Source organism: Variovorax sp. FW305-3-2-15-B-LB1 (assembly GCF_058787635.1).
The window spans coordinates 1-26,709 of record NZ_JBYSZY010000076.1 but is presented as its reverse complement, the minus strand read 5'-3'; the positions used below and the strand labels follow the sequence as shown (position 1 = coordinate 26,709).

Annotated in this window: 25 protein-coding genes and 1 other RNA gene; 5 read left to right on the top strand and 21 right to left on the bottom strand. The window is 66.5% G+C overall.

Annotation, left to right across the window (positions count from 1 at the left end; genetic code table 11):
- Positions 1-154: 154 nt before the first annotated feature.
- Positions 155-1,150, top strand: coding sequence for an ABC transporter substrate-binding protein (locus tag AC3WQR_RS29165; protein ID WP_167394993.1), 996 nt, complete (start codon positions 155-157; stop codon positions 1,148-1,150).
- A gap of 15 nt (positions 1,151-1,165) precedes the next feature.
- Here the strand turns inward: AC3WQR_RS29165 and mnhG are convergent, their stop codons facing one another.
- The 21 genes from mnhG to gyrA all read right to left on the bottom strand — a co-directional run bounded on the left by mnhG (position 1,166) and on the right by gyrA (position 23,581).
- Entirely contained in the window at positions 1,166-1,516 is a 351-nt protein-coding gene (mnhG, locus tag AC3WQR_RS29160) for a monovalent cation/H(+) antiporter subunit G (protein WP_062468694.1), read from the bottom strand.
- Positions 1,513-1,791, bottom strand: a complete 279-nt coding sequence (locus tag AC3WQR_RS29155) for a K+/H+ antiporter subunit F (RefSeq protein ID WP_062468691.1) — start codon at positions 1,789-1,791, stop codon at positions 1,513-1,515. Before AC3WQR_RS29155 ends, mnhG begins: the two co-directional genes overlap by 4 nt.
- Positions 1,788-2,279, bottom strand: coding sequence for a Na+/H+ antiporter subunit E (locus AC3WQR_RS29150; RefSeq protein ID WP_062468688.1), 492 nt, complete (start codon positions 2,277-2,279; stop codon positions 1,788-1,790). Before AC3WQR_RS29150 ends, AC3WQR_RS29155 begins: the two co-directional genes overlap by 4 nt.
- Positions 2,276-3,982, bottom strand: a complete 1,707-nt coding sequence (locus AC3WQR_RS29145; RefSeq protein WP_159274629.1) for a monovalent cation/H+ antiporter subunit D — start codon at positions 3,980-3,982, stop codon at positions 2,276-2,278. Before AC3WQR_RS29145 ends, AC3WQR_RS29150 begins: the two co-directional genes overlap by 4 nt.
- On the bottom strand, positions 3,979-4,329 hold the full coding sequence (locus tag AC3WQR_RS29140) for a Na+/H+ antiporter subunit C (protein ID WP_056582686.1): 351 nt from the start codon (positions 4,327-4,329) through the stop codon (positions 3,979-3,981). The genes AC3WQR_RS29145 and AC3WQR_RS29140 overlap by 4 nt, the downstream gene beginning before the upstream one ends.
- Complete coding sequence (locus AC3WQR_RS29135; protein WP_307584916.1) at positions 4,329-7,295, bottom strand: monovalent cation/H+ antiporter subunit A; 2,967 nt, start codon at positions 7,293-7,295, stop codon at positions 4,329-4,331. The genes AC3WQR_RS29140 and AC3WQR_RS29135 overlap by 1 nt, the downstream gene beginning before the upstream one ends.
- A gap of 77 nt (positions 7,296-7,372) precedes the next feature.
- Positions 7,373-7,759, bottom strand: coding sequence for a fluoride efflux transporter CrcB (gene crcB, locus AC3WQR_RS29130; protein ID WP_492745439.1), 387 nt, complete (start codon positions 7,757-7,759; stop codon positions 7,373-7,375).
- Between the two features lie 25 nt (positions 7,760-7,784).
- The gene (locus AC3WQR_RS29125) at positions 7,785-9,098 is read right to left on the bottom strand and encodes a TRAP transporter large permease (RefSeq protein WP_175497132.1); all 1,314 of its coding nucleotides are present in this window, start codon (positions 9,096-9,098) and stop codon (positions 7,785-7,787) included.
- Positions 9,099-9,119: 21 nt separating this feature from the next.
- Positions 9,120-9,653: a TRAP transporter small permease gene (locus tag AC3WQR_RS29120; protein ID WP_095744336.1), complete on the bottom strand. Its 534-nt coding sequence runs from the start codon at positions 9,651-9,653 to the stop codon at positions 9,120-9,122.
- 3 nt (positions 9,654-9,656) lie between these two features.
- On the bottom strand, positions 9,657-10,625 hold the full coding sequence (locus AC3WQR_RS29115; protein ID WP_062468673.1) for a TRAP transporter substrate-binding protein: 969 nt from the start codon (positions 10,623-10,625) through the stop codon (positions 9,657-9,659).
- 162 nt (positions 10,626-10,787) lie between these two features.
- Positions 10,788-11,120: a ComEA family DNA-binding protein gene (locus AC3WQR_RS29110; protein ID WP_062468671.1), complete on the bottom strand. Its 333-nt coding sequence runs from the start codon at positions 11,118-11,120 to the stop codon at positions 10,788-10,790.
- A 138-nt stretch (positions 11,121-11,258) separates the two neighbouring features.
- Entirely contained in the window at positions 11,259-12,437 is a 1,179-nt protein-coding gene (gene lapB / locus AC3WQR_RS29105) for a lipopolysaccharide assembly protein LapB (protein ID WP_307584920.1), read from the bottom strand.
- A complete protein-coding gene (locus AC3WQR_RS29100; protein WP_095744339.1) occupies positions 12,427-12,762 on the bottom strand; it encodes a LapA family protein in 336 nt (111 codons plus the stop codon). Before AC3WQR_RS29100 ends, lapB begins: the two co-directional genes overlap by 11 nt.
- 46 nt (positions 12,763-12,808) lie before the next feature.
- On the bottom strand, positions 12,809-13,135 hold the full coding sequence (locus tag AC3WQR_RS29095; RefSeq protein WP_307584924.1) for an integration host factor subunit beta: 327 nt from the start codon (positions 13,133-13,135) through the stop codon (positions 12,809-12,811).
- Between the two features lie 80 nt (positions 13,136-13,215).
- Complete coding sequence (gene rpsA, locus AC3WQR_RS29090) at positions 13,216-14,904, bottom strand: 30S ribosomal protein S1 (protein ID WP_062468664.1); 1,689 nt, start codon at positions 14,902-14,904, stop codon at positions 13,216-13,218.
- 232 nt (positions 14,905-15,136) lie between these two features.
- A complete protein-coding gene (locus AC3WQR_RS29085) occupies positions 15,137-17,155 on the bottom strand; it encodes a bifunctional 3-phosphoshikimate 1-carboxyvinyltransferase/cytidylate kinase (protein ID WP_492745435.1) in 2,019 nt (672 codons plus the stop codon).
- Position 17,156: 1 nt separating this feature from the next.
- On the bottom strand, positions 17,157-18,050 hold the full coding sequence (locus AC3WQR_RS29080) for a prephenate dehydrogenase (protein WP_095946882.1): 894 nt from the start codon (positions 18,048-18,050) through the stop codon (positions 17,157-17,159).
- Positions 18,051-18,068: 18 nt separating this feature from the next.
- Entirely contained in the window at positions 18,069-19,190 is a 1,122-nt protein-coding gene (pheA, locus tag AC3WQR_RS29075) for a prephenate dehydratase (protein WP_062468655.1), read from the bottom strand.
- Between the two features lie 24 nt (positions 19,191-19,214).
- Positions 19,215-20,345, bottom strand: a complete 1,131-nt coding sequence (serC, locus tag AC3WQR_RS29070; RefSeq protein WP_492745429.1) for a 3-phosphoserine/phosphohydroxythreonine transaminase — start codon at positions 20,343-20,345, stop codon at positions 19,215-19,217.
- Between the two features lie 6 nt (positions 20,346-20,351).
- Complete coding sequence (locus tag AC3WQR_RS29065; RefSeq protein WP_235926701.1) at positions 20,352-20,939, bottom strand: DUF2059 domain-containing protein; 588 nt, start codon at positions 20,937-20,939, stop codon at positions 20,352-20,354.
- Positions 20,936-23,581 carry a DNA gyrase subunit A gene (gene gyrA / locus AC3WQR_RS29060; RefSeq protein ID WP_062468652.1) on the bottom strand — a complete coding sequence of 882 codons (2,646 nt, stop codon included), beginning with the start codon at positions 23,579-23,581 and terminating at the stop codon, positions 20,936-20,938. Before gyrA ends, AC3WQR_RS29065 begins: the two co-directional genes overlap by 4 nt.
- 224 nt (positions 23,582-23,805) lie before the next feature.
- Here gyrA and ompA point away from each other — a divergent pair, with 224 nt between their 5' ends.
- The 4 genes from ompA (at position 23,806) to ssrA (ending at position 26,385) form a co-directional block, all read left to right on the top strand.
- Positions 23,806-24,456 carry an outer membrane protein OmpA gene (gene ompA / locus AC3WQR_RS29055; RefSeq protein ID WP_062468651.1) on the top strand — a complete coding sequence of 217 codons (651 nt, stop codon included), beginning with the start codon at positions 23,806-23,808 and terminating at the stop codon, positions 24,454-24,456.
- A gap of 129 nt (positions 24,457-24,585) precedes the next feature.
- Positions 24,586-25,314, top strand: coding sequence for a bifunctional 2-polyprenyl-6-hydroxyphenol methylase/3-demethylubiquinol 3-O-methyltransferase UbiG (ubiG, locus tag AC3WQR_RS29050; protein ID WP_492745427.1), 729 nt, complete (start codon positions 24,586-24,588; stop codon positions 25,312-25,314).
- Positions 25,311-25,988, top strand: a complete 678-nt coding sequence (locus AC3WQR_RS29045; RefSeq protein WP_492745425.1) for an HAD family hydrolase — start codon at positions 25,311-25,313, stop codon at positions 25,986-25,988. The genes ubiG and AC3WQR_RS29045 overlap by 4 nt, the downstream gene beginning before the upstream one ends.
- A gap of 12 nt (positions 25,989-26,000) precedes the next feature.
- Positions 26,001-26,385: a transfer-messenger RNA gene (ssrA, locus tag AC3WQR_RS29040) on the top strand.
- Positions 26,386-26,709: the final 324 nt, after the last annotated feature.

Here is a 26,709-nt window from a genome sequence, read left to right as displayed (position 1 = left end):
GGGTGGCGGGGCTCGCGGGCTTGGTGGCGGTCATGGTGTTTTTGATTCTCCCGGCAGGGGCAATGCAGTCTGGATGATCTGGATTGCCTATCAACCAAACAGTTGGTAATATGAATTTCAGGACCTGTTTTTACCTTCTTTTGGAGTGTTCCGCATGAAAAAGCTGTTGTCGGCCGCCGGCGCCACCGCCTTGCTGATGGCCTCGGCCCCTGCCGCGTTCGCGGCCGATGCCATGAGCCTGATGCTCAACTGGACACCCACGGCCGATCATGCGCCGATCTATTTCGCGAAGGCCAAGGGCTGGTACACCGAGGCGGGCATCGACCTGAACATCGAGGCCGGCAAGGGCTCGGCCGTGTCGGCGCAGCGCGTGGGCACCGGCGGCAGCGACCTGGGCATTTCCGACCTGCCCACCACGATCCAGGCCAAGGGCAAGGGCGCCGACGTGAAGGCCGTGATGGTCATCTATGCCAACAGCCCGCAGGGCTTCTACTGGCTCAAGTCCTCGGGCATCAACGGGCCGAAAGATTTCGCGGGCCGCAAGATCGGCAACCCGCCCGGCGACGCCGCGCGCCTCATGTGGCCGGCCTTCGCCAAGAAGGTGGGGCTCGACCCGGCCAGCGTGACCTTCGTCAACGTGAGCCCGCAGGCCAAGGTGGCGGCGCTGAAGAGCAAGTCGGTCGACATCATCAGCGACTTCTACAACGAGCACGACCTGAAGGCGCGCGAGTTCGGCGCCGACCTGGGCTTTCAGCCGTGGCGCGACGCGGGCGTGAACGTGTACGGCAACTCGCTGATCGTGAACGGCCCGTACCTCGCGAAGAACCCCGGCCAGGTGAAGAAGTTCGTGGCCGTGACGCAGCGCGCCTACGACGCCTGCGTGAAGAGCTTCGAGCCCTGCCTGCAGGCGCTGCAGGCCAGCGTGAGCGGCCTCACGCCCGACAACCAGCGCGACCAGTGGAATCGCATCAAGCAGCTGATGCGCGACGACACCACCACCAAGGTGGCGCTCGGCGCCTTCGACGGTGCGCGCGTGAAAGCCGACTACGAGCTCGTGTCTTCGCTGATCGGCATCGACAAGGCGTACGACCCGGCGACGCTCTTCACCAACGAGTTCCTCGACAAGGGCGTGCGCATGGCGCCCAACTGATGGGAAGAAGCCGCTTCAGCGCGACTCGGAGGAGGGCGGCACCTTCGTGTTGCCCTTCTGCCGTTCGCGGAAGAGGGCAGCACGCATCAGGAAGATGGTGGTGATCGGCGCCGTCAGCACGATGAACAGCACGATCAGCACCGCGTGCAGGAACAGGCTGAAGCCCTGCACCGAGAAGTAGGCGATGGTGGCCACCGTCAGGCACCAGGCGCCCACCGTGGCGCCCAGCGTGGGCGCATGGATGCGGCGGAAGAAGGTGGGCATGCGCACCAAGCCGAAGGAGCCGATGGCCGCGAAGGCCGCGCCGAGCACCGCGAACACGGCGGTGATGATCTCGGCCCAAAGAGGAAGTGCAGTGGCGCTCATTCGATGACCTCCCCACGCAGCAGGAACTTGGCGATCGAGGTCGACCCTACGAAGCCGAACAGCGCCACCAGCATCGCCGCCTCGAAGTACACGCTGCTCGCGTAGTTGATGCCGAGCACCAGCATCATCAGCATGCCGTTGATGTACAGGCAGTCTAGTGCCATCACGCGGTCCTGCGCGGACGGGCCGGCCAGCAGGCGAAAGAGCGCGCACAGCATCGCCACGGCCAGCAGGAAGAGCGCGGCCTTCAGGGCCCAGAAGAGAACAGGCGTCATGATTCGAAAATCTCCATCAGCGGACGTTCGTAGCGGGTCTTGATCAGGGCGATGAAGGCCGCCTCGTCCTCGAGGTCGAACACGTGGATCAGCAGCGTGGTGCGGTCGAACGACACCTCGCCCCAGGCCGTGCCGGGCGTGAGGCACATGATCATCGCGAGCACGGCGAGGCCGTTGGGGTCGCGCATGTCCAGCGGAATCTGCACGAAGCGCGCCGAGATGTCGGCGGTGCGGCGCGTGAGCAGCAGCCGCGCCACGTCGTACGCCGACTTCAGCATGTCGAAGGTGACGAGGAACGACAGCCGCAGCGCCACGCCGGGCCGGCGCATGCGCACGGTGGCGGGGCGCAGGCCCTTGGTGATCAGCGGCACCGCAATGGCGAGCAGCGCGGCCGACAGCAGCGTGGCCGCTTCGAGCGATTGGTTGAGCAGCAGCCAGATGACGAACAGCGCGAACGACAGCGGCGGGGAAGGCATCAAGCGCTTCATGGCTTGGCCTCCTCTTTCTTCGCGGGCACCGGGTTGGGCTTCTGCTTGGCACCGAGCACGGCCTCGCGGTACGCAGTGGGCGTGCGCAGGCCGCCGGCGGTGGCCTGCGCGTGCTGCATCACGGGCTCGGCCCAGACCGTGAGCGCCACGCAGGCCGCGAGCAGGGCGGCCACCGGCAGCACCTCCAGCGCGGGCAGCGAGGGCATGGTGGCGTGGGGCTGCGTCCAGAAATGGCGGATGCCGGTGCGGCTCAGGGCGATCAGCGAGAGAAAGCCCGAGACGATCAGCAAGCCCAGGAAGGTCCAGCCGGCCGAGGCCACGGTCCTGCCGTCGAGCAGGCCCGAGAGCATCGCGAACTTGCCGACAAAGCCCGACAGCGGCGGCAGGCCCGCCAGCAGCAGCGTGCACAGCATGAAGCTCAGGCCCAGGAAGGCCACGCCCGCCGGAATGGCGCGGCCGTAGAGCGCCTGGGCATCGTCGTCGAGGTTCACGTCGTCGAGCGCGCGCAGGTCTTCGGCCAGGAAGGGTGCATTGCCCGCCGCCTCGTGCGGCGCGACGCTCATGCCCGCGTTGCGCCAGCGCTCGATCATGTCGATCAGCAGGAAGAAGGCCGCCACCGCGAGCGTCGAGCTCAGCATGTAGTACAGCGCGCCCGCCCACACGGCCGGATCGCCCAGCCCGACGGCGGCCAGCAGCGTGCCCGCCGACACCAGCACGCTGAAGCCTGCGAGGTTCGACAGCCGCTGCGTGCCGACGATGCCGATGGCGCCCACGAACAGCGTCGCCAGCCCCACGCCCACCAGCGCGGCCTGCCCGAAGGCGGCCGAGGCGCCGGTGTCGGGCGCGAACAGCACGGTCCACAGGCGCAGCACGGTGTACACGCCGAGCTTGGTCAGGAGCGCAAACACCGCGCCCACCGGCGACACGGCCGCGCTGTAGGCCGGCACCAGCCAGAAGTTCAGCGGCCACGCGCCCGCCTTGGCGAAGAACGCGGTGGCCAGGATGGCCGCCGCCGCATGCACGAGGCCGCGGTCGCCCGGCGCCAGCTCGGCGATGCGCGCGCCCAGGTCGGCCATGTTGAGCGTGCCGGTCACGCCGTACAGGATGGCCGCGCCGATCAGGAACAGCGACGAGGCCGCGAGGTTGATCGCGATGTAGTGCAGCCCGGCGCGCACGCGCAGCCGGCCCGAGCCGTGCAGCAGCAGGCCGTACGAGGCCGCCAGCATCACCTCGAAGAACACGAACAGGTTGAACAGGTCGCCCGTGAGGAAGGCGCCGTTCAGGCCCATGAGCTGCAGCTGCAGCAGCGGATGAAAGTGCACGCCCGCGCGGTCCCAGCGCGAGGTGGAATAGATCGAGGCCGCGAAGGCGACCACGCCCGTGAGCGCGACCATCATGGTCGAGAGCCGGTCGGCCACCAGCGTGATGCCGAAGGGCGCGCGCCAGTTGCCCGGCAGGTACACGCCGATGGAGCCCGGGCCGCCGCCGGTGTCGGCCGCGTTCACCCAGCGCAGCAGCGCGAGCGCGGCCAGCAGGCCGACCAGGCCCGAGACCACGCTGAGGAACGACTTGGTGCGCCGGTGGTTCTCGTTCATCAGCAGCATCAGCGCCGCCGTGAGCATGGGCACGAGGATGGGCACTGCCACCAGGTGCGGCATGCTGAACTCGAGGAAGCGATCGAGCAGGTGCAGGAGGTCGTTCATTCCACGGCCTCCCGCTCTTCACCGTCCACGTGGTCGGTGCCCGACAGGCCGCGCGAGGCGAGCATCACCACGAGGAACAGGGCGGTCATCGCGAAGCCGATCACGATGGCGGTGAGCACCAGCGCCTGCGGCATCGGGTCGGCCGTGTTGGCCAGCGTGGCCTTGAAGCCTTCGACCAGCACCGGCTCGCTGTCGACCTTGAGCCGGCCCATGCTGAAGATGAACAGGTTGACCGCGTACGAGATGAGCGTCAGGCCCATGATGACCTGGAAGGTGCGTGGGCGCAGCAGCAGGTACACGCCCGACCCCGTGAGCACGCCGATGGCGATGGCCAGCACGATTTCCATCAGCGGGCCCCTCCGGTGGCGGCGGCAGCCTCTTCGGCTTCGGCGGCCGCGCGGGCCTGCGCTTCTTTCTCTTCTTGCTCGTCGGCCCAGCGGTGGCTTCGGATGGACTGGTGGGCCAGCGCGGTCAGGATCAGCATGGTGGCGCCGAGCACCAGCGCGAACACGCCGATGTCGAAGAAGAGGGCACTGGGCACGTGCATGTCGCCCAGCAGCGGCACGTGCACGTGCGCGGTGTGCGTGGTGAGGAAGGGGTAGCCGAACACGATCGCGCCGCCGCCGGTGGCGAGCGCGAACAGCAGGCCGATGGCGATCCAGCGGCGCGGGTAGATGCGCAGGTGCTCTTCCACCCACTCGGTGCCCGAGACGATGAACTGCAGCACCAGCGCGACCGACATCACCAGCCCCGCGACGAAGCCGCCGCCGGGCGCGTTGTGGCCGCGCATGAAGAAATACACCGACACCAGCACGGCCACCGGCAGCACGAGGCGCACCAGCACGGCCGGCACCATCAGGTAGCCGATGGCGGAGTCGGTGGCGCGGCGCGGGTTCAGCAGGTCGCTGCTGCCGTCGTCGACCTGCAGCCGTTGCTGAATGGGCAGCGCCATCGATTCGATGGCCGGGCGGAAGCGCCGCAGCAGCGCATACACGGTGAGCGCCACGATGCCCAGCACCGTGATCTCGCCGAAGGTGTCGAAGCCGCGGAAGTCGACCAGCATCACGTTGACCACGTTGGTGCCGCCGCCTTCGGTGAGCGCGCGTTCGAGGAAGAAGGGCGAGATGCTCTGCGGGAAGGTGCGCGTCATCATCGCCCAGGCCAGCGCCGCCATGCCGCAGCCGGCGATGGTGGCCACCAGCAGGTCGCGCCCGCGGCGGCCCCAGGGGCGCAGTCGCATGCGCGCGGGCTGCACTACGTCCTTGCTGCGCATCGGCAGCCAGCGCAGGCCCAGCAAAATTAGCACCGTGGTCACGGCCTCGACCACCAATTGCGTGAGCGCCAGGTCGGGGGCCGAGAACCAGATGTAGGTGACGCACGAGACCAGCCCGGCGCCCGCGGCCAGCATCAGCGCCGCGAGCCGGTGGAACTTGGCCTGCCAGGCGGCGGCCACGGCGCAGGTGCAGCCGATGAGCCAGGTCATCGCGAACATCGGCGAGAACGGCAGCAGCTCGCGCGTGCCGCGCTCGGCCGGTGTGGTCCACAGCGAGGCCGCGGCGCCCGCCACGGCCACCACCACCAGCCACAGCAATTGCCACTGCAGGCGGCGCGTGCCGAAGAGGCGGCGGCTGCGCCGGCCGGCTTCGCTCAGCAGCGCGATCAGGTGTTCGAAGATGAGCTGCCCGTCGAAGCGGTGCAGCAGCGGCGTGTGCTCCAGGCGCCCGCTGCCCAGCGGGCGGCGCAGCAGCAGGTAGAGCACGGCGCCGCCCGCGAGCGCGACGAAGCTCATCATCAGCGGCAGGTTGAAGCCGTGCCACACGGCCAGGCTGTAGACGGGCAGCGTGCCGCCGACCACCGGCGTGGCCGCGGCCGCGAGCATCGGGCCGACCGACCAGGCCGGCGCCACGCCCACCACCAGGCACACCAGCACCAGCAGCTCGACCGGCACGCGCATCCAGTGCGGCGGCTCGTGCGGGGGCTTGGGCACGTCGGGGCCGCAGGGCGGGCCGAAGAACACGTCGAACACGAAGCGCGCCGAGTACGCCACGCTGAAGATGCCCGCGAGGGTGGCGATGACCGGCAGGCTGAGGTCGATCCAGGGCGTGGCCTGGATGAAGACCGTCTCGGCGAAGAACATCTCCTTCGAGAGAAAGCCGTTGAGCAGCGGCACGCCGGCCATCGAGGCACTGGCGATGATGGCCAGCGTGCCCGTGATGGGCATCAGCCGCATCAGGCCGCTGAGCTTGCGGATGTCGCGCGTGCCGGTCTCGTGGTCGATGATGCCGGCCGCCATGAACAGCGAGGCCTTGAAGGTCGCGTGGTTCATCACGTGGAAGACGGCCGCGACCGCCGCCAGCGGGCTGTTCAGGCCTAGCAGCAGCGTGATGAGGCCCAGGTGCGAGATGGTCGAGTAGGCCAGCAGCGCCTTCAGGTCGCGCTGGAACATCGCCGCGAAGCCGCCCAGCAGCAGCGTGATGGCGCCCGCGCCGCCGACCATCCAGAACCACTGCTCGGTGCCCGAGAGCACGGGCCACAGCCGCGCCATCAGGAACACGCCCAGCTTCACCATGGTGGCCGAGTGCAGGTAGGCCGACACCGGCGTGGGCGCGGCCATGGCGCGCGGCAGCCAGAAGTGGAACGGGAACTGCGCGCTCTTGGTGAACGCGCCGAGCAGGATCAGCACCAGCGCCACCGGGTACAGCGCATGCGCGCGGATGATGTCGCCCGAGGCCAGCACGATGTCGAGCTCGTAGCTGCCGACGATGCGGCCCAGCACGAGCACGCCGGCCAAGAGGCACAGCCCGCCCGCGCCGGTGACGGTGAGCGCCATGCGCGCGCCGCGCCGAGCGTCGCGCCGGTGGTGCCAGTAGCCGATGAGCAGGAAGGAGAACAGGCTGGTGAGCTCCCAGAACAGCACCATCTGGATCAGGTTGCCCGAGAGCACCACGCCCATCATCGCGCCCATGAACGCGAGGAAGAACGAGAAGAAGCGCGGCACCGGGTCGGAGGCCGACATGTAGTAGCGCGCATAGAGCACCACCAGCGCGCCGATGCCCAGCACCAGCATGCAGAACAGCCACGCGAAGCCGTCGAGGCGGAACACGAGGTTCAGGCCGAGGGCGGGCAGCCACTCGATCTCCTGGCGCAGCACGTTGCCGTGCGCGATCTGCGGAAAGAGCCAGGCGACCTGGATCGCGCAGCCCAATGCGACGAGCCCTGCAAGGGTCGACTCCCGGTTGCGCGCGTTGGACGGCATCAACGCGGCCAGCACGCTGGCAAGAAAGGGGAGTGCGACGAGAAGGGCGAGGGGCATCGGGGGTCGATTCTATCGACCGACCCTCTGGAGAGCCCCTGTCTATAACCGCAGGAGCACGGGCAGTTTTTTCGCTGTCACGAAGCCAGCACGAGCTGCACGCTGCGAATGCCCAGCCAGGTCAGCACCAGCGAGCCGCACAGGTGCAGCAGGCCGGTGGCCAGCGCCAGCAAGGGCCGTCCGCCGAGCAGCAGCGCGACCACTTCGGCCGAGAAGCTCGAGAAGGTCGTGAGCCCGCCGAGGAAACCGGTGATGAGCAGCAGCCGCCACACCGGGTCGAGCTGCGGCAACGCCTGGAAGACGGCCACGGCCACGCCGACGAGGTAGCCGCCGACGAGGTTGGCGGCCAGCGTGCCGTAGGGCACGGGGCCGCCGGTGTTGAGCCACAGGCCCAGGCCCCAGCGGGCGAGGGCGCCGCACGAGGCGCCCACGCAGATCGCTAGAACCGGCAATAGAGGAGGCATCCGTTCCTTTGTCGTCGTCGCACTGTCATTTCTCCTTGCCCATCACCAGGTCGGGCAGGATCGTGACGATACCCGGGAACAGCGTGATCAGCGCGATGCACAGCACGAGGCAGAAGAAGAACGGAATGGCCGCCCTGGCGATCACGTTGCTGTCCTTGCCCGTCATGTTCTGCAGCACGAACAGGTTGAAGCCCACGGGCGGCGTGACCTCGGCGATCTCGACCAGCAGCACCACGAAGATGCCGAACCACACGAGGTCGAAGCCCGCCTTCTGGATCATCGGCAGCACCACCGCGCTGGTCAGCACGATCATCGAGATGCCGTCCAGCGCCGTGCCCAGCACCAGGTACACCACCACCAGTGCGCCGATGAGCGCGTAGGGCGACAGGTGCATGCTGTCGACCCACTCGGCCAGCTCGCGCGGGATGCCGGTGAAGGCCATGGTCTTGGTCAGGAACGCGGCCCCCGCCAGGATGAACATGATCATGCAGCTGGTGCGCGTGGCACCCATGATCCCGTCCTTGAAGTTCTGCCAGGTCAGGCTCTTGCCGTAGGCCGCGATGGCCAGCGAGCCCAGCACGCCGAAGGCCGCGCACTCGGTGGCCGTGGCCCAGCCGGCCACCAGCACCCAGACGATGAACACGATCAGCAGCGCGCAGGGAATGAGGTTGCCCGAGAGCCGGATCTTCTCCATGAAGGTGGTGGGCGGATCGGCCGGCGGCACCTGGTCGGGGTGGCGCAGGCTCCACCAGCCGATGTAGCCCGAGAACAGCAGCATCAGCAGGAACCCCGGCAGGAAGCCGGCCAGGAAGATGCGGATGATCGAGGCGTCGGCCGCCACCGCGTACACCACCATGGTGATCGAGGGCGGGATCAGGATGCCCAGCGTGCCGGCCGTGGCCAGCGAGCCGATGGCCAGCTTCTCGTTGTAGCCGCGGCGCTTGAGCTCGGGCAGCGCCACCTTGGCGATGGTCGCGCAGGTGGCGGCCGAGGAGCCCGAGACCGAGCCGAACACGCCGCAGCCGAGGATGGTGGTGTGCATGAGCCGGCCAGGCACGCGGTTGAGCCAAGGGCGCAGGCCCTCGAACATCTCCTCGCTGAGCTTGGTGCGGAACAGGATCTCGCCCATCCAGATGAACAGCGGCAGCGCCGCCAGCTCCCAGCTCGCGTTGCTTTCCCAGAAGGCCGAGAACAGGTTCTTGCCGGGCAGGGTGTTGGTGAAGAAGGCCTGGCCAACCCAGCCGACGATGGCCAGGGTCATGGCGATCCAGACGCCGCCGGCGAGCAGCAACAGCATGATGCCGAGCAGCAGCGCGCCCATCAGAAGGGTTTCGAGCATCGGTGTCTTTGTTGTTGTCGCTCAGACGTCGGAGGAGAAGTCGCCCGCAGCATGGCGCTCTTCGACGGCGCGCTGGTAGCTGGGTTTTTCGCCGCGCACCACGCCGACGAGTTCGTCGACCATGGCGATCAGGAGCAGCCAGCAGCCGATCACGAAGCTCGACTGCGGAATCCAGATCGGGATCACGAGCAGGCCCGTGGCCATCTCCTTGAACTCGTAGCTCTCGTACGTGAAGCTGGTGGCCCAGTAGGTGAGGTAGGCCACCGACACGGCGGCGATCAGGAGGCAGGCCACGTCGAGCACGCGGCGCACCTTCGGCGGCACGGCATCGAGCAGCAGCGTCACGCGCACGAAGTCGCCATGGCGGAAGGCATGCGCCATCGCGAAGAAGGCCGCCGCCGCGCACAGCCAGGCCACCGCGTCGTTGAGCCCGCTCACATGCCAGTTCATCTGCCGGCCCACGCCGGCCACGATCATCAGCACGAAGATCAGGAACACGCAGAAAGCGCCGAGCGCGCCGGCACCGTTGTACAGGCGATCGAGGAAGCGCCTCACGGCTTACTTCTTCTTGTAGGCGTCGACGATGGCGGCGCCGTCGGCACCGGCGGCCTTGAGCCAGTCGGCCTGCATGATGCCGCCGACCTGGCGCATGTCGGTGTCCAGCTTGGGCGAGGGCTTGTGGATCTTCATGCCGCGCTCGGCCAAGAGGCGCTTGTACTCGTCGTTCTTCTCCTGCGCGACCTTCCAGCCACGTGCCTCGGCGTCGGCCGCGGCCTTGGTGACAGCGGCCTTGCCGGCGGCGTCGAGCGCATCGAATGCCTTGGCGTTCACGAGGATCGCGTTCTTCGGAATCCAGGCCTGCGTGTCGTAGAAGTTCTTGATGTGCTCGAAGGTCTTGGTGTCGTAGCCGGTGGAGCCCGAGCTCATGTAGCTCTCGATCACGCCGGTGGCCATCGCCGCACTCAGTTCGGCCTGCTGGATCTGCACCGGCTGCGCGCCGATGAGCTCGGCGATCTTGGCCGTGGCCGGGCTGTAGGCGCGCCACTTGATGCCGCGCAGGTCGGCCACCGAGCCGATCTCCTTCTTGGTGTAGATGCCCTGCGGTGCCCAGGGCACCACGAACAGCACCTTGATGCCCTGGGCTGCGAGCAGCTTGTCCATCGCGGGCTTGGAGGCGTCGTAGAGCTTGCGGGCCTCGGGGTACGTGGTGGCCAGGAAGGGCACGCCGTCCAGCGCGTAGATCGGGTTCTCGTTGGCGTAGTTGGCCAGCAGGATCTCGCCGGCCTGGGCCTGGCCGCTTTGCACGGCGCGCTTGATTTCGGGCGCCTTGAACAGCGACGCGTTGGCGTGCACCGTGATCTTCAGCTTGCCGCCGGTGGCCGCGTCCACGTCTTTGGCGAACTGCGTGATGTTCTCGGTGTGGTAGTTGGTCGCGGGGTAGGCGGTGGGCAGGTCCCACTTGGTTTGCGCGAAGGCGGCGGCGCCAAGGGTGAGGCCCGCCAGGGCAATGCCGAACTTGTGATTCATGGACGCGCTCCGGAATGTAGTCAAAGCTGAATGAAAGAAAAGCATACGTGCAAATTCCGGGCCATTCGCTGAGGCATTTCCCTGCCATGTGGTGTCGATGCGGCACCCGGTGCGGGCATGAAAAAACCGCCTCGGGGGCGGTTTCTTCGTTTCAGGGCGAGGTCACTGCTTGGCGGGTTTCGCCTCGGCCACCTTGGCGGCCTTGCTTGCCTTGGCCGGGGCCGCCGCGCCGTTGAAGCTCTGGCCGTTGACCGTCAGGCCTTCGGCCGACAGCTTGGCCGCGCTCTTTTCCTTCACGCCCTTCACGCGCTGCATGAGGTCGGGCCAGTCCTTGAACTCGCCTTCCTTGCGGGCGTCGAGGATGCGCTTGGACAGCGAGGGGCCGACGCCCTTGAGGCCGTCGAGGTCGGCGGCGCTGCCCTTGTTGGCATCGACGGCGGCGAACGAGACGGCCGCGAAGCACATGGCGAGCGTGGCGATGACTTTCTTGAACATGGTGAAAACTCCCTCTTTCAATCGTTGGTATGGCTATGCCGACAGGAATATCGGCTTCGGCTCAACGAGAGGGCGAACGCACCAGTTGACGTGAAAACGGGGCCCAGGGCCCCGTGTGACGATTGTTCCGAACCGTGGTCAGAGTTCTTCCACGCGCCGCGGTGGGTAGCTGTCCCAGGCCTGGCAGCCGGGGCAGTGCCAGAAGTACTGGTGCGCCTCGAAGCCGCAGGCCGCGCAGCGGTAGCGCATGAGCGGACGGGTCGCCTGGTCGAGCGCGCGTTGCACCTGCGGGTGGAACTGCTCGTGCTCGAAGCGCTCGCCAGCCAGCCAGCGCGAGGCGGCGACCAGCGAGGGCTGGTGCGCGAGGTGTGCGATGTAGCTGTCGCGCGGCGTGGGGGCTTCGGTGGGCGTGTCCGATGGCGTGGCGTCGGGTGTGCCGCCGAGCGCGATCATCGCTTCGAGCACGTCGATCGACGGCGACTCGGCATAGCGTCGTTGCAGCAATGCCAGCGCCTCGCCTTCGCGCTGCGCGGCCACGGCGGCCTTCTGCAGCGACGCGGCATACAGCGGCAGCGCCAGCGGCGCCGTGTCGCTGAGCCCTTCGAGCGTGTCGAAGGCCGCGGCGGCTTCGCCGTTGCGCAGCTGCAAGGTGGCGGTATCGATGGCCGGGCGCGGTGCCTGCGGCGCCAGGGCGCGGGCCTGTGTGAGCAGGTCGCCGGCGCCCTGCAGGTCGCCGGCCGCGACGCGTTCGTTGGCCTGCTCGCACAGGTGGTGGGCGCGGCGCGTGCTGTAGCTGGCCTGGTCGGACTCGTCGAGCTTCTGCGCCACGTCGGCGGCCTGCGCCCATTCGCGCGAGCGTTCGTAGATGGCCAGCAGCGCGAGGCGGGCCTCGTTCTCGTAGCGCGTGCCTTCGAGCTTCTGCAGCGCCGCTTCGGCGCGGTCGAGCAGGCCGGCGCGCAGGAAGTCTTGCGCCAGCGCGTGCTGCGCGCGTTCGCGGTCGGCACGGCTCAGGTCGCCGCGGCCCAGCAGGTGCTCATGCACGCGCACGGCGCGCTGGTACTCGCCGCGGCGGCGGAACAGGTTGCCGAGCGCGAAGTGCAGCTCCTGCGTGTCGGGGTCGTTCTGCACGGCCTCGATGAAGGCGTCGATGGCCTGGTCCTGCTGCTCGTTGAGCAGGAAGTTCAGGCCGCGAAAGTAGGCCTTGGGCGCCTGCCGGTTCTCGAGCTTGAGCTGGCGGATGTCGAAGCGCGATGCGAGCCAGCCCAGCACGAAGGCGACGGGCAGGCCGATCAGCAGCCAGCTGGGATCAAAGTCCATGTTGACGTACGGCGGGAAGGTCGGTGGCGGAGATGGACGGCGTTGCCGCGGAGGCGGTCGCAGTGGCCAGCGGTGCGGGCGAGGGGGCTTCGGAAACCGCAGGCACCTGGGCCGCGGCGGCGCGGTGTTTCCACCAGCCGGGCAGCATGCCCAGCGCGCCGACCACGAGCCCGCCGGCAAAGGCCGCGAGCACGACGAGCACCAGCGGCGCGCGCCAGTGGGTTCCGAAGAAGAAGTAGACGGTCGCGTCGTGCTGGTTGTTCAGCGCGAAGGCGAAGAGCGTAAAAAAAATGGCTGCCTTGAGCAGCCACAGGAGGTACTTCATAGCTGTTCCCGTTGCCGGGAGCATTCTACGTTTGCATTCATTTGCATCAGGCCTTGCGGCCGGCGGCTTCCTTGCCTGCATCGAGCTCGGCGGTCTTCGCGTCGACGGCCTCGCGCAGCGCCTTGCCCGGCTTGAAGTGCGGCACGCGCTTCTCGGGAATCTGCACGCTCTCGCCCGAACGCGGGTTGCGGCCGACGCGCGGCGGACGGCGGTTGACCGAGAAGCTGCCGAAGCCACGGATCTCGATGCGGTGGCCGCGCACCAGCGCGTCGCTCATCGCGTCCAGGATGGTCTTGACGGCGTATTCGGCATCGCGGTGCGTGAGCTGCGCGAAACGGGCTGCGAGTTCTTCGACGAGGTCTGAGCGGGTCATAGGCCAAACATAAACGAAAAACGTGGACGAAAAAAAAGACAGAGCGGCCCCGGGGGCCTGCCTCTGTCTTCGGGCTCAGCTTACTTGTTGTCGCTGTTGTCGAGCTTGGCGCGCAGCAGGGCGCCCAGGCTGGTCGTGCCCGCGTTTTCGCGTGCCGACTGCTGGCTCAGGCTGGCCATGGCGCCTTGTTCGTCGACCATGTCCTTCTGCTTGATCGACAGCTGGATGTTGCGGGTCTTGCGATCCACATTCACCACGATGGCCGTGACTTCGTCGCCTTCCTTGAGCACGTTGCGGGCATCTTCGACGCGGTCGCGCGAGATTTCCGAAGCACGCAGGTAGCCGATGATGTCTTCGCCGAGGTCGATTTCAGCGCCGCGGGCGTCCACGGTCTTGACCTTGCCGGTCACGATCTGGCCCTTGTCGTTCACGGTGGTGAACGTGGTGAACGGATCGCTGTCGAGCTGCTTGATGCCCAGCGAGATGCGTTCGCGGTCGACGTCGACAGCCAGCACGATCGCTTCGACTTCCTGGCCCTTCTTGTAGTTGCGAACGGCGGTTTCGCCGGTTTCGTTCCACGAGAGGTCCGACAGGTGAACCAGGCCGTCGATGCCGGCAGCCAGACCCACGAACACGCCGAAGTCGGTGATCGACTTGATCGGGCCCTTGACGCGGTCGCCGCGCTTGGTGTTTTGCGCGAACTCTTGCCACGGGTTGGCCTTGCACTGCTTCATGCCCAGGCTGATGCGGCGCTTGTCTTCGTCGATTTCCAGGACCATGACTTCGACTTCGTCGCCCAGCGAGACGATCTTGTTCGGAGCGATGTTCTTGTTGGTCCAGTCCATTTCGGAGACGTGCACCAGGCCTTCGATGCCGGGTTCGAGTTCGACGAACGCGCCGTAGTCGGCAATGTTCGTGACCTTGCCGAACAGGCGGGTCGATTGCGGGTAGCGGCGCGAAACGCCCATCCACGGGTCGTCACCCATTTGCTTGAGACCCAACGAGACACGGTTCTTTTCGGTGTCGAACTTGAGGATCTTGGCGGTGATTTCCTGGCCGGCCTGAACGACTTCGCTCGGGTGGCGAACACGGCGCCATGCCATGTCGGTGATGTGCAGCAGGCCGTCGATGCCGCCGAGGTCCACGAACGCACCGTATTCGGTGATGTTCTTGACCACGCCGCGGACGACTGCGCCTTCCTTCAGGGTTTCCATCAGCTTGGCGCGTTCTTCGCCCATGCTGGCTTCGACCACGGCACGGCGCGACAGCACGACGTTGTTGCGCTTGCGATCGAGCTTGATGACCTTGAATTCGAGGGTCTTGTTTTCGTACGGGGTCAGGTCCTTGATCGGACGCGTGTCGATCAGCGAGCCCGGCAGGAACGCGCGGATGCCGTTGACCAGGACGGTGAGACCGCCCTTGACCTTGCCGCTGGTGGTGCCGGTGACGAAGTCGCCCGATTCCAGGGCCTTCTCGAGGGCGAGCCACGAAGCCAGACGCTTGGCGGTGTCGCGCGAGAGGATGGTGTCGCCGTAGCCGTTTTCAACGCTGCCGATGGCAACGGAAACGAAATCGCCGGCCTGGACTTCGAGTTCGCCCTTGTCGTTCTTGAACTCTTCGATCGGCACATACGCTTCGGACTTCAGACCGGCGTTGACGACGACGTGGTTGTGTTCGACGCGCACGACTTCGGCCGTGATGACCTCGCCGCTGCGCATTTCGGAACGCTTCAGGGACTCTTCGAATAGGTCGGCAAAAGATTCAGACATTTATGGTTCCTTCCGTCAGGCAGGGTTGGCAGGCGCTCTTGCGAAATTGCGTGCGGCTGCTGGAGGTCTGTAGACGGCGGTTAGGTTGTGGGCGTGAGCCCGGTTGGTTGAACAACCAGCAGGCCGGTGCGCTGTCGCGCGGAAGGAGCCTGCTGGAGCGGTAGACGCCACCCGGAACACCCGGGGGACGCAAGCCTTTCAAGCGGACTTGAAAGGCTGCACTTCAATCCGCTCAAGCGGACTTGAACGGTTGAATTTCTTGCCACCAGTTCAACACCGTGTCGATCGAGCGTTCGATGGACAGCTGGGAGTTGTCGAGGTGGCGAGCGTCCTGCGCCGGCTTCAGAGGTGCAACGCTGCGGGAAGAGTCCCGGGCGTCACGTGCTTCCAAGTCGGAGCGAAGACTGTCGAGTGTAGTCGAAATACCCTTTGAAATCAACTGCTTATGCCGCCGTTCGGCGCGCTGGGCGGCACCCGCCGTGAGGAACACCTTGAGCGCTGCGTCGGGGAAGATCACGGTGCCCATGTCGCGCCCGTCGGCAACCAGGCCGGGCAGGCGGCGAAAGCGGTGCTGCAGGTCTTGCAGCGCCTCGCGCACGGCGGGCAGCGCGGAGACGCGCGAGGCGTCCATGCCGGCGGCTTCGGTGCGGATGTCGTCGCTCACGTCTTCGCCGGCCAGCAGCACCTTGCCCTCGGTGAACTGCAGGGGCAGGGCGGCGGCGAGGGCGGCGATCTGCGCTTCGTTCGCGGCGTTGGCCTCCAGGCCGGCGCGGCGCGCGGCAAGCCCGGTCACGCGGTACAGCGACCCCGAATCGAGGTAGTGGTAGCCCAGCAGGCGCCCCACCTCGGCGGCCAGCGTGCCCTTGCCCGAGGCGGTCGGGCCGTCGATGCAGATCACGGGCACGTCGGCGGCCTCGGCCACCGAGAACAGGGTCTCGAAGTAGTCGGGGAAGGTCTTGGCGACGCAGTGCGGCTCGAGGATGCGCACCGGCACGCCGGCCGGGTTGAAGGCCGCGAGCGAGAAGCACATGGCGACCCGGTGGTCGTCGTAGGTGCGGATGCTGGCGGGCCGCCAGCCGGCGGCGGGCAGGGGGTGGACGCGGATGAAATCGGGGCCGGCCTCGACCGTCGCGCCAAGCTTTTGCAACTCGTTCGCCATGGCGTCGATGCGGTCGGTTTCCTTCACGCGCCAGCTCGCGATGTTGCGCAGCGTGGTGGGGCCGTCGGCGTACAGCGCCATGACGGCCAGCGTCATGGCGGCATCGGGGATGTGGTTCGCGTCGAGGTCGATGGCCTTCAGGGGCCAGGCGCCGCGGCGGATTTCGAGCCAGTTGGGGCCGCTGTCGACCAGCGCGCCCATCTGTTGGGCAGCGTCGATGAAGCGGATGTCGCCCTGGATCGAGGCTGCGCCGACGCCTTCGATGCGGATGCCGTTCTGGCCCGAAACGCCCGTTGCGATGGCGCCGAGCGCTATGAAATAGCTAGCAGAAGAGGCGTCCGCCTCGACGTGGATCTCGCCCGGCGAGCTGTAGCGGCTGCCGGCGGGAATGGTGAAGCGCTCCCAGCCGTCGCGTTGCACCGTGATGCCGAAGCGCGCCAGCAGGTTCAGCGTGATCTCGATGTAGGGCTTGGAAATCAGCTCGCCGACAACCTCGATCACGATGTCGTCGGCCGCCGCGAGCGGCAGCGCCAGCAGCAGGGCGGTGAGGAACTGGCTCGACACGTCGCCGCGCACGCGGATCGGCGCGCCGAGCGCCAGTTCGTCGTGCGACACGGGGTGGATGCGCAGCGGCGGGTAGCCGGGGTTGCCGAGGTAGTCGATGCGGCAGCCCAGCTGCGTGAGCGCGTCGACCAGGTCGCCGATCGGTCGCTCGTGCATGCGCGGCACGCCACTGAGTTCGAACTCGCCACCGAGCAGCGACAGCGCCGCGGTCAGCGGACGCATGGCCGTGCCGGCGTTGCCCAGGAACAGCGGCAGCAGCGTCGTGCCCAGCGCCGGCGGCAGCTGGCCGCCCAGGCCCGTGATGCGCAGCGAGGCGCCGGCCGGCTCGATGCCGCAGCCCATCGCGCGCAGCGCGTCGAGCATCACGCGCGTGTCGTCGGAGTCGAGCAGGTCGTGGATCGTGGTGGTGCCGCTGGCGAGCGCAGCCAGCAGCAGCACGCGGTTGGAGATGCTCTTGGAGCCCGGCAGGCGGACCGTGCCGGCGGCGCCCGCGAGGGGCGGAAGGTCGAGGAAAGCGGTCGAGAACATGTCAGCTGTCCTGCTGGGCCAGAGCGTCGGTGCTCGAATTCGGTCGCCAGGCGGCGCGCGCCTTGCTGGCGGCGGCGATGGATTGCTCCAGGCCTTGCAGGTCGCCGGCGGTCATCAGCGCTTCGAGGTCTTCCAGCGCCTTGCGGAAGGCCTGCGACTGTTGCAGCACCTGCTCGCGGTTGGCGAGCAGCACGTCGCGCCACATGACGGGGTCGCTCGCGGCGATGCGCGAGAAGTCGCGAAAGCCCGGTCCCGCGAGGCTCAGGAAGCGGTCGCCCTGCGGCTGGCCGGTGAGCGCGTTGGTGTAGGCAAAGGCCAGCAGGTGCGGCAGGTGGCTCACGGCGGCGAAGGCCGCGTCGTGCTCTTCGTGCGTCATGGTGACGACGTTGGCACCGATGCCGCTCCACACCTGCGAGGCGCGCTGCACGTTCGAGCGCAGCGTGGTCTTGACCGGGGTCAGCACGACCTGGCGGCCAGTGAAGAGCGAGGCTTCGGCGTGCTCGATGCCGGAGACTTCCTTGCCGGCGATCGGGTGCGCCGGCACGAAGTTCGCGAACTGCTTTTGCAGGCCGTTGCGCGCGGCCTCGATCACGTCGCCCTTGGTCGAGCCCACGTCCATCACCAGCGTGTCGGCCGAGATGCCGTGGCGGATGGCCTTGAAGGTGGCTTCCGAGGCGGCCACCGGCACGGCCAGCAGCACGATGTCGGCGCCCGACACCGCCAGCAGCGCCGAGGGCGCCGCCACATCGATCACGCCGAGCTGACGCGCCCGTTCGGTGGTGGAGGGCGACTTGCTGTAGCCCACCACGCGTTTCACCAGCTTCGCGCGCTTGAGCGCGAGCGCAAAGGAGCCGCCCATGAGGCCGCAGCCGATCAATCCCAGTTGCTCGAACATCGCGTCGGTCCGTTCGGCTCAGGCTTTGATCGGGTAGGCGCCGAGCACCTTGTAGAAGGCGCAGAGGCCGCGCAGTTCGGCCAGCGCCGCGGCCACGTTGGGCTGCGAGGGGTGGCCGTCGAGGTCAATGTAGAAGTAGTACTCCCACTGGCCGGTGCGTGCGGGGCGCGACTCGAAGCGCGTCATCGACACGTTGTTGGCCTTCAGGGGCACCAGCAGGTCGTGCACCGCGCCGGGGCGGTTGGGCACCGAGACGATCAGGCTCGTGCAGTCCTTGCCCGAGGCCGGCGGCATGGCCAGCGTCTGCGGCAGGCAGATCACGGAGAAGCGGGTGCGGTTGTACGAATCGTCCTGGATGGCGTGCGCCACGATGTGCAGGCCGAAGCGGGTGGCGGCGCGTTCGCCGGCCAGCGCGGCCCAGGCCGGGTTGGTGGCCGCGAGGCGTGCGCCTTCGGCGTTGCTCGACACGGCGCGTCGCTCGGCGTTGGGCAGGTGCTTGGACAGCCAGGTCTGGCACTGCGCCAGTGCCTGCGGGTGGGCCAGCACGGCCTCGACGCCTTCGAGCGAATTGCTGCTGCGCATCAGGTGATGGCGCACCAGTAGGCTGACTTCGCCGACGACATGGGTGGGCGAGTGCAGGAACAGGTCGAGCGAGCGGGTGACCACGCCTTCGGTGGAGTTTTCGACGCCGACCACGCCGTACTGGGCGCTGCCCGCGGCGGTGGCGTGGAACACCTCGTCGAAGCTGGCGCAGTAGATCAGGTCGGCGGCGCCGCCGAAGTACTCGATGGCGGCCTGTTCGCAGAAGGTGCCCTCGGGGCCGAGCACGGCCACGCGTTGGGGCGATTCGAGTGCCAGGCAGGCCGACATGATCTCGCGCCAGATGGCCGCGACATGGAGGTCCTTGAGCGGACCGCCATTGCTTTTCTGCATCTTGTCGATGACCGCGGCGACGCGGTCGGGGCGGAAGAAGGGCGTGCCTTCGCGCTTCTTGACCTCGCCGACCAGCTCGGCCACATGGGCGCGCTCATTGAGCAGGCTCAGCAGCCGTTGGTCGAGGGAGTCGATCTGCACGCGCAGACCGGCCAGGCTTTCGGAATTGTCGGGGGTGGTGGGTGGTGTGGGGGCAGAGGCGGTCATCGGTGCGAGCAACAGGGCATGCGCCTACGCATGCGATCGCTCGAATTCTCTCATGTAGGCCACCAAGGCCTGCACCCCTGCCAGCGGCATGGCGTTGTAGATGCTCGCGCGCATGCCACCGACCGACTTGTGGCCCTTGAGCTGCAGCAGCCCGGCTTCGCGCGCGCCGGCCAGGAAGGCTTCGTTGCGCCCCTCGTCGGCCAGGAAGAACGGCACGTTCATGCGCGAACGGCAGTTGGCATCGATGCGGTTGGCGTAGAAGTCGGAGCCGTCGATGAAGTCGTACAGCAGCTTCGCCTTCTCGACATTGCGCTGCTCCATGGCGGCAACGCCGGTGAGCGCGCCCTCGGTCTGCTGCAGCAGCCATTGGAACGTGAGCCCTGCCATGTAGATGCCCCAGGTCGGCGGGGTGTTGTACATGGAGTGGTTGTCGGCCACGGTCTTGTAGTTAAACGCGCTCGGGCAGATCTCGAGCGCGTGGCCCAGCAGGTCGTCGCGCACGACCACGATGGTCAGGCCGGCGGGGCCGAGGTTCTTCTGGGCGCCGCCGAAGGCCAGGCCGACGCGGGTCCAGTCGACGCTGCGCGAAGCGACGTGGGAAGAAAAATCGATGACCAGCGGCGCCTTGCTGCCGAGCGCGGCCAGGTCGGGCAGTTGCTGGAACTCGATGCCGTTGATGGTCTCGTTGCTGCACACGTGCACGTACGAGGCGTCGGCGGACAGCTGCCAGCTGGCGGGATCGGGCAGCTTCGTGTGCTGGTTGTCAGCGTTGCTGGCCGCCACGCGGGCGGTGCAGTAGCGCTGCGCTTCCTTGTGCGACTTGGCGCTCCAGCTGCCGGTGACGACGAAGTCGGCAACGCCGCCGCGTGACAGGTTCAGCGGCACGATGGCGTTCTCGCCGAGGCCGCCACCCTGCATGAACAGGATGTGAAAGTGCGAGGGGATGGCCAGCAGCGTGCGGATGTCGGCTTCGGCCTGGGTGCAGATGGCACCGAATTCCTTGCCGCGATGGCTCATCTCCATCACGCTCATGCCGCTGCCCTGCCAATCGAGCATCTCGGAAGCGGCGCGTTGCAGCACCGCCTCCGGCATGGCAGCCGGACCGGCCGAAAAGTTGTAGGGGCGCTTGCCGGCCGGCGTCTGCTGCTGGGTCACGTTGCTTTACTTCTTGGCGGGAGCCTTGGCGGCGGGCGCCTTGGCGGGAGCTGCTGCACCGTCGGTCGGAGCACCGAGGGCCTTGGCGACGTTGGTGTCGAGTGCGCGCATCTTGGGTTCGATGGTGGCGCGGGTTTCGGTCACCAGCTTTTCCGTCAGAGCGGTCTGCATCTTCGGGTTCAGTTCCTGGTACTTCTTGCTCAGGGGCGAGTTGATCCAGGCCAGCAGCTGCTTGAGTTCGTCTTCGCTGAAGTTCTGCTCGAGGATGGGCGTGAGGGCGCCAGGGGCGATCTGCACGGCCTTGTCGCGCACCAGCGGGTAGGCGTCGTCGAAGTACTTCTTCAGCTCGGCGTCAGCGGCCTTGGCGGCGGATTCGCGCTTGGCTTCGGGCACCTGGGTCTGCAGGTACTGCGAACCGGCTTGCGCGATGGGGGCGCTCGACTGCTCGATCAGGCCGCGTGCCAGCGACTCGATGCCGGGGCGCTGGATCTCGATGAACTGCTTGATCAGCGTGGCCTTGTCCTGGGCCATGGCGGCCATGGACGAGCCGGCGAGGGCAGCGGTCAGGAGTGCGAGCTTGAGTTGTTTTTTCACTGAGGATTCTCCGTTGAAGATGTGGAAGTGTCGTCTGCGTCCGGCTCACCTTCGCCGTTCGCGTCGTTTTCGACGATGCGTTGAAGCCCGCTGAGTTTGGCGCCTTCGTCGAGCCCGATCAGCGTGACGCCTTGCGTCGCCCGACCCAGTTCGCGAATCTCGGCCACACGGGTGCGCACGAGCACACCCTTGTCGGTGATGAGCATGATCTCATCGTCCGCATGAACGAGCGTGGCGGCAACGACCTTGCCGTTGCGCTCACTCTGTTGAATCGCGATCATGCCTTTGGTTCCGCGGCCATGACGCGTGTATTCGGTAATGCTTGTGCGTTTTCCGTAACCATTTTCGGTGGCGGTGAGCACGCTCTGCTGTTCATCCTCGGCCACCAGCATGGCGATCACGCCCTGGCCCGGCTCCAGCGACATGCCGCGCACGCCGCGGGCGTTGCGGCCCAGCGGGCGGACGTCTTCCTCGTCGAAGCGCACGGCCTTGCCGTTGTCGCTGAAGAGCATCACGTCGTGCTTGCCGTCGGTGAGCGCCGCGCCGATGAGGTAATCGCCCTCATCGAGGTTCACGGCAATGATGCCGCCCTTGCGCGGGTTGCTGAATTCGTCGAGCGCCGTCTTCTTGACCGTGCCCATCGAGGTTGCCATGAACACGTACTGGTCGGCCGGGAAGTTGCGCTTCTCGCCGGTGAGGGCGAGGGCGACGTTGATCTTCTCGCCTTCCTGCAGCGGGAACATGTTGACGATGGGGCGTCCGCGCGAGCCGCGCGAACCCGCCGGCACTTCCCACACCTTGAGCCAGTACAGCCGGCCGCGGTTGGAGAAGCACAGGATGTAGTCGTGCGTGTTGGCGATGAAGAGCTGATCGATCCAGTCGTCGTCCTTGGTGGACGTGGCCTGCTTGCCGCGCCCGCCGCGCTTTTGCGCGCGGTACTCGCCCAGAGGCTGGCTCTTGATGTAGCCGCTGTGCGAGAGCGTGACGACCATGTCGGTCGGCGTGATCAGGTCTTCGGTCGAGAGGTCGTAGGCACTGTGCTCGACCAGGCTGCGGCGGGCGCCGATCTTCGACTGGCCGAACTCCTGCTTGATCTCGCCGAGTTCGTCGCCAATGATGATCGAGACGCGCTCGGGCTTGGCCAGGATGTCGAGCAGGTCGTCGATCTCGGCCATGACGTCCTTGTACTCGGCAACGATCTTGTCCTGCTCCAGGCCGGTCAGGCGCTGCAGGCGCATCTGCAGGATTTCCTGCGCTTGCGTTTCCGACAGGCGGTACAGGCCGTCGCCGCCCATGCCGTACTCGCGCTCCAGGCCCTCGGGGCGGTAGTCGTCGGCGTTGATCACGCCGCCGTCGGCGCGCGAGCGCGTGAGCATTTCGCGCACCAGCTTGCTGTCCCAACTGCGGGTCATGAGCTCGGCCTTGGCGACCGGCGGGGTGGGCGACTCGCGGATGATGCGGATGAACTCGTCGATGTTGGCCAGCGCCACCGCCAGGCCTTCGAGCACATGGCCGCGTTCGCGGGCCTTGCGCAGCGTGAAGACGGTGCGGCGCGTGACCACTTCGCGGCGGTGCTGCAGGAAGACCTCGATCAGGTCCTTCAGGTTGCACAGCTTGGGCTGGCCGTCGACCAGCGCCACCATGTTGATGCCGAAGGTGTCCTGCAGCTGGGTCTGCTTGTAGAGGTTGTTGAGCACCACCTCGGGCACTTCGCCGCGCTTGAGTTCGATCACCAGGCGCATGCCCGACTTGTCGGACTCGTCCTGGATGTGGCTGATGCCTTCGATCTTCTTCTCGTGCACCAGCTCGGCCATGCGCTCCTGCAGCGTCTTCTTGTTGACCTGGTAGGGGAGCTCGTCGACGATGATCGCCTGGCGCTGGCCACGGTCGATGTCCTCGAAGTGGCACTTGGCGCGCATCACGACCTTGCCGCGGCCCGTGCGGTACCCGTCCTTCACGCCGTTGATGCCGTAGATGATGCCGGCGGTGGGGAAGTCGGGCGCCGGCACGATTTCCATCAGTTCGTCGATGCTCGCCTGCGGATTGCGCAGCAGATACAGGCAGGCATCCACCACTTCATTCAGGTTGTGCGGCGGGATATTGGTGGCCATGCCGACCGCAATACCGCCGGAGCCATTGACCAGCAAATTCGGCAGCTGGCTGGGCAAAACTTTCGGTTCTTTTTCGGAGCCGTCGTAATTGTCCTGAAAGTCGACAGTTTCCTTGTCGATATCGGCCAGCATTTCATGCGCAATTTTGGCCAGCCGGATTTCCGTATAACGCATTGCGGCGGCGTTGTCGCCGTCGACCGACCCGAAGTTGCCCTGGCCATCGACCAGCATGTGGCGCATCGAGAAGTCCTGGGCCAGCCGGACGATGGTGTCGTAAACCGACTGGTCGCCGTGCGGGTGGTACTTACCGATCACGTCGCCGACGATACGGGCCGACTTCTTGTACGGCCGGTTCCAGTCGTTGTTGAGCTCGTGCATCGCGTACAGCACGCGCCGGTGCACCGGCTTGAGGCCGTCGCGGGCGTCGGGAAGCGCCCGGCCGACGATCACGCTCATGGCGTAATCGAGGTAGCTGCTGCGCATTTCCTCTTCGAGACTGATGGGCAGGGTTTCTTTGGCGAAGGAGGTCATGAGCAAGAGGCTGGCGGCAGGAAGGCGAAATTTTACGCTGTGAGGGGTGTCGCACCGCCGCAACACAAGGGCTCTATTCCGCCTCCGTCCTACGCTTCAGGGGCGTCCAGCGGCCTGTTTGCCAAAGACCCTATGGCACAATCGTCTCAACGTTTTGGGTGGTGGTCACTTAAAGCGTCCTTGATTCGCAGCGCGGCTGCGGCTTTTTCCCCAAGAGGAGAACCATGAAGAAACTGAATAAAGTGGCGATGATGTTTGCAGTCGCTGCGCTCGCCACTGCCGCCGGCGCGCAGACCCGTGTCACCGCTGCGAACGGCGGTCCTACGATCGACAACTGGCAAAACGGCACCGGCGAACTGGTCTGGAAGAACGGCACGAACGAACTGTGCTGGCGCGATGCCAACTGGACGCCCGCAACGGCTGCCGCCGGTTGCGACGGCGCTCTGGTTCCGGCTGCTCCGGCTGCTGTGGCTCCCACGCCTGGCGCTCCGGTCGCTCCGCCTGCCGCACAAGTCGCTGCTTCGAAGGTCACCTTCGCTGCTGACGCCTTCTTCGACTTCGACAAGTCGGTGCTGAAGCCCGAAGGTCGCGCCAAGCTGACCGACCTGGTCGAGAAGATCCGTGGCGTGAACCTCGAAGTCATCATCGCTGTGGGTCACACCGACTCCATCGGTACCGACGCCTACAACCAGCGTCTGTCGGTGCGTCGCGCCGAAGCCGTCAAGGCCTTCCTGGTCTCGAAGGGCATCGAACGCAACCGCGTCTACACCGAAGGCAAGGGCGAGAAGCAGCCTGTGGCTGACAACCGCACCAAGGAAGGCCGCGCCAAGAACCGTCGCGTGGAAATCGAAGTGGTTGGCACCCGCGCCAACTGATCGATCGATTCCATCGACGAATGAAAACCCCGCCTCGGCGGGGTTTTTTTATGCCTGCCGTATTTGCGGCCGTGCCTGAGGCAAGCCCATTGCGTTCGAGCCGGGCTTTGCTCGCTTCATAATTGGCCCATGACAGAAAACGTGAATGCAGACCCGGCCGAACTGGCCAAGTTTTCGGAGCTCGCACACCGGTGGTGGGATTTGGAGAGCGAATTCCGCCCGCTGCACGAAATCAATCCATTGCGGCTGGAATGGATTGACGGTATTGCGCCTATTTCGGGCCAGCGCGTGGTCGATATCGGCTGCGGCGGCGGCATCCTGGCCGATTCGATGGCGCGCAAGGGCGCCGACGTGCTGGGCGTCGACCTCGCGACCAAGGCGCTCAAGGTCGCTCAACTGCACGCCCTCGAAGCCGGGACGCGCGGCGTCAAGTACCGCGAAGTCAGTGCCGAGGCGCTGGCAGCCGAGCAGCCCGGCAGCTTCGATGTGGTCACCTGCATGGAAATGCTGGAGCACGTGCCCGATCCGGCATCGGTGATCCAGGCCTGCGCCACCCTGGTGAAGCCGGGCGGCTGGGTGTTCTTCTCGACCATCAACCGCAACCTGAAGTCCTTCATGCTGGCGATCGTGGGCGCCGAGTACGTCCTGGGCATGCTGCCGCGCGGCACGCACGAGTACCCCAAGCTGATCCGTCCCAGCGAACTGGCCGGCTACTGCCGCGCTGCCAGCCTGGACCTGCGCCACACCCGCGGCATGGAATACAACCCGCTGACCCGCCGCTACTGGCTCAGTGCCGACACCAGCGTCAACTACCTCTTCGCGACCCAGAAGCCGGCGCTGCCGGAGGCGCAGGGATGATGAAGATCGGGAGCACGACCACACAGGCCATCCTGTTCGACCTCGACGGCACGCTGATCGACAGCGCGCCCGACCTCGGCGCAGCCGCCGACAAGATGCGCACCGACCGCGGCCTGGAGCCCTACCCACTGGAGCGCTACCGCCCGATGGCTGGCGCCGGCGCGCGCGGCATGCTCGGCATCGCATTCGGCATCACACCCGATGCGCCCGAGTTCGACGCGCTGCGCGAGGAGTTCTACGTCGCCTACGAGCGCCGCATGCTGCTCAACACGCTGGTGTTCGAGGGCGTCGTGCCGCTGATCGAGGCGATCCGCGAGCGCGGCTTGCGCTGGGGCGTGGTCACCAACAAGTCGGCCCGCTTCACCGAACCGCTGACGGCTGCGATGCCGCTCTTCGCGAGCGCGGGCGCGATCGTGAGCGGCGACACCACGCCGTTCGCCAAGCCGCACCCCGAACCGCTGCACGAGGCGGCGCGCCGTCTCGGCGTGGCGCCCGAGGCCTGCATCTACGTGGGAGACGACGAGCGCGACATCATCGCGGGCCGCGCCGCGGGCATGGGAACCGTGGCGGCCACCTACGGCTACATGGGTTCGCAGGCCGATGCGGCGCTGTGGAAAGCCGATGCCTCAATCTCTTCGCCCCTGGAGCTCTTGAAGTTACTCAATAGCGCCTAAAATGAGTCGCTTGGGGCTGCACTGGTTTCGACGTGGGTTCGGAGTCGCAGCGGGGCATGTCGAGCTGAATGCGCTCGTAAAACAGATTCAAACAAACTAACTGCAAACGACGAACGTTTCGCACTCGCTGCTTAATTGCCAGTGAGCCTTGCAACAGTTGGCCGATGGGCTGGGCAAGGGGGTCTGGAGCAATCCTGACCTCCCGGCTGCAAGGATAATTACATGGGCTGGCTCCGATCCGGGTACCTTGGGTCGGGGCGAGAAAATAGGGTGCTGGCGTCCGGTTTAGCGTGTGACTGCGCGACTCCGGAAGCGAGACTCAAATCAGATCACTACACATGTAGAACTGCGCGATGAAGGCTTGCGGACGGGGGTTCAAATCCCCCCAGCTCCACCAACATAACGTCCGAGGGCGTTCACTGAAGTCCAGTGAACGCCCTTTTTCATTGGGAAATCGCCCGCTGGCAGTCCAGTGATATCCGACGGAGTCCACTGGTAGCCGACTCAAAACCGGGGAACGGACCGGGGAACAATCGGGCAGAATTCAGTTTTTCCGGGCACTTGTTCCCCGGTTTTTCTGCTTTTCGGACTGCCCCGCCCATGTTGACCGACAAACACTGCAAGAACGCTGCCTGTCCTCCCGACTGTTGATTGCCGCCGAAAACTGACCCAGCTAACGCAGTAATTTCCGTCTAAGACTGACCCACGTAAAACCCTACCC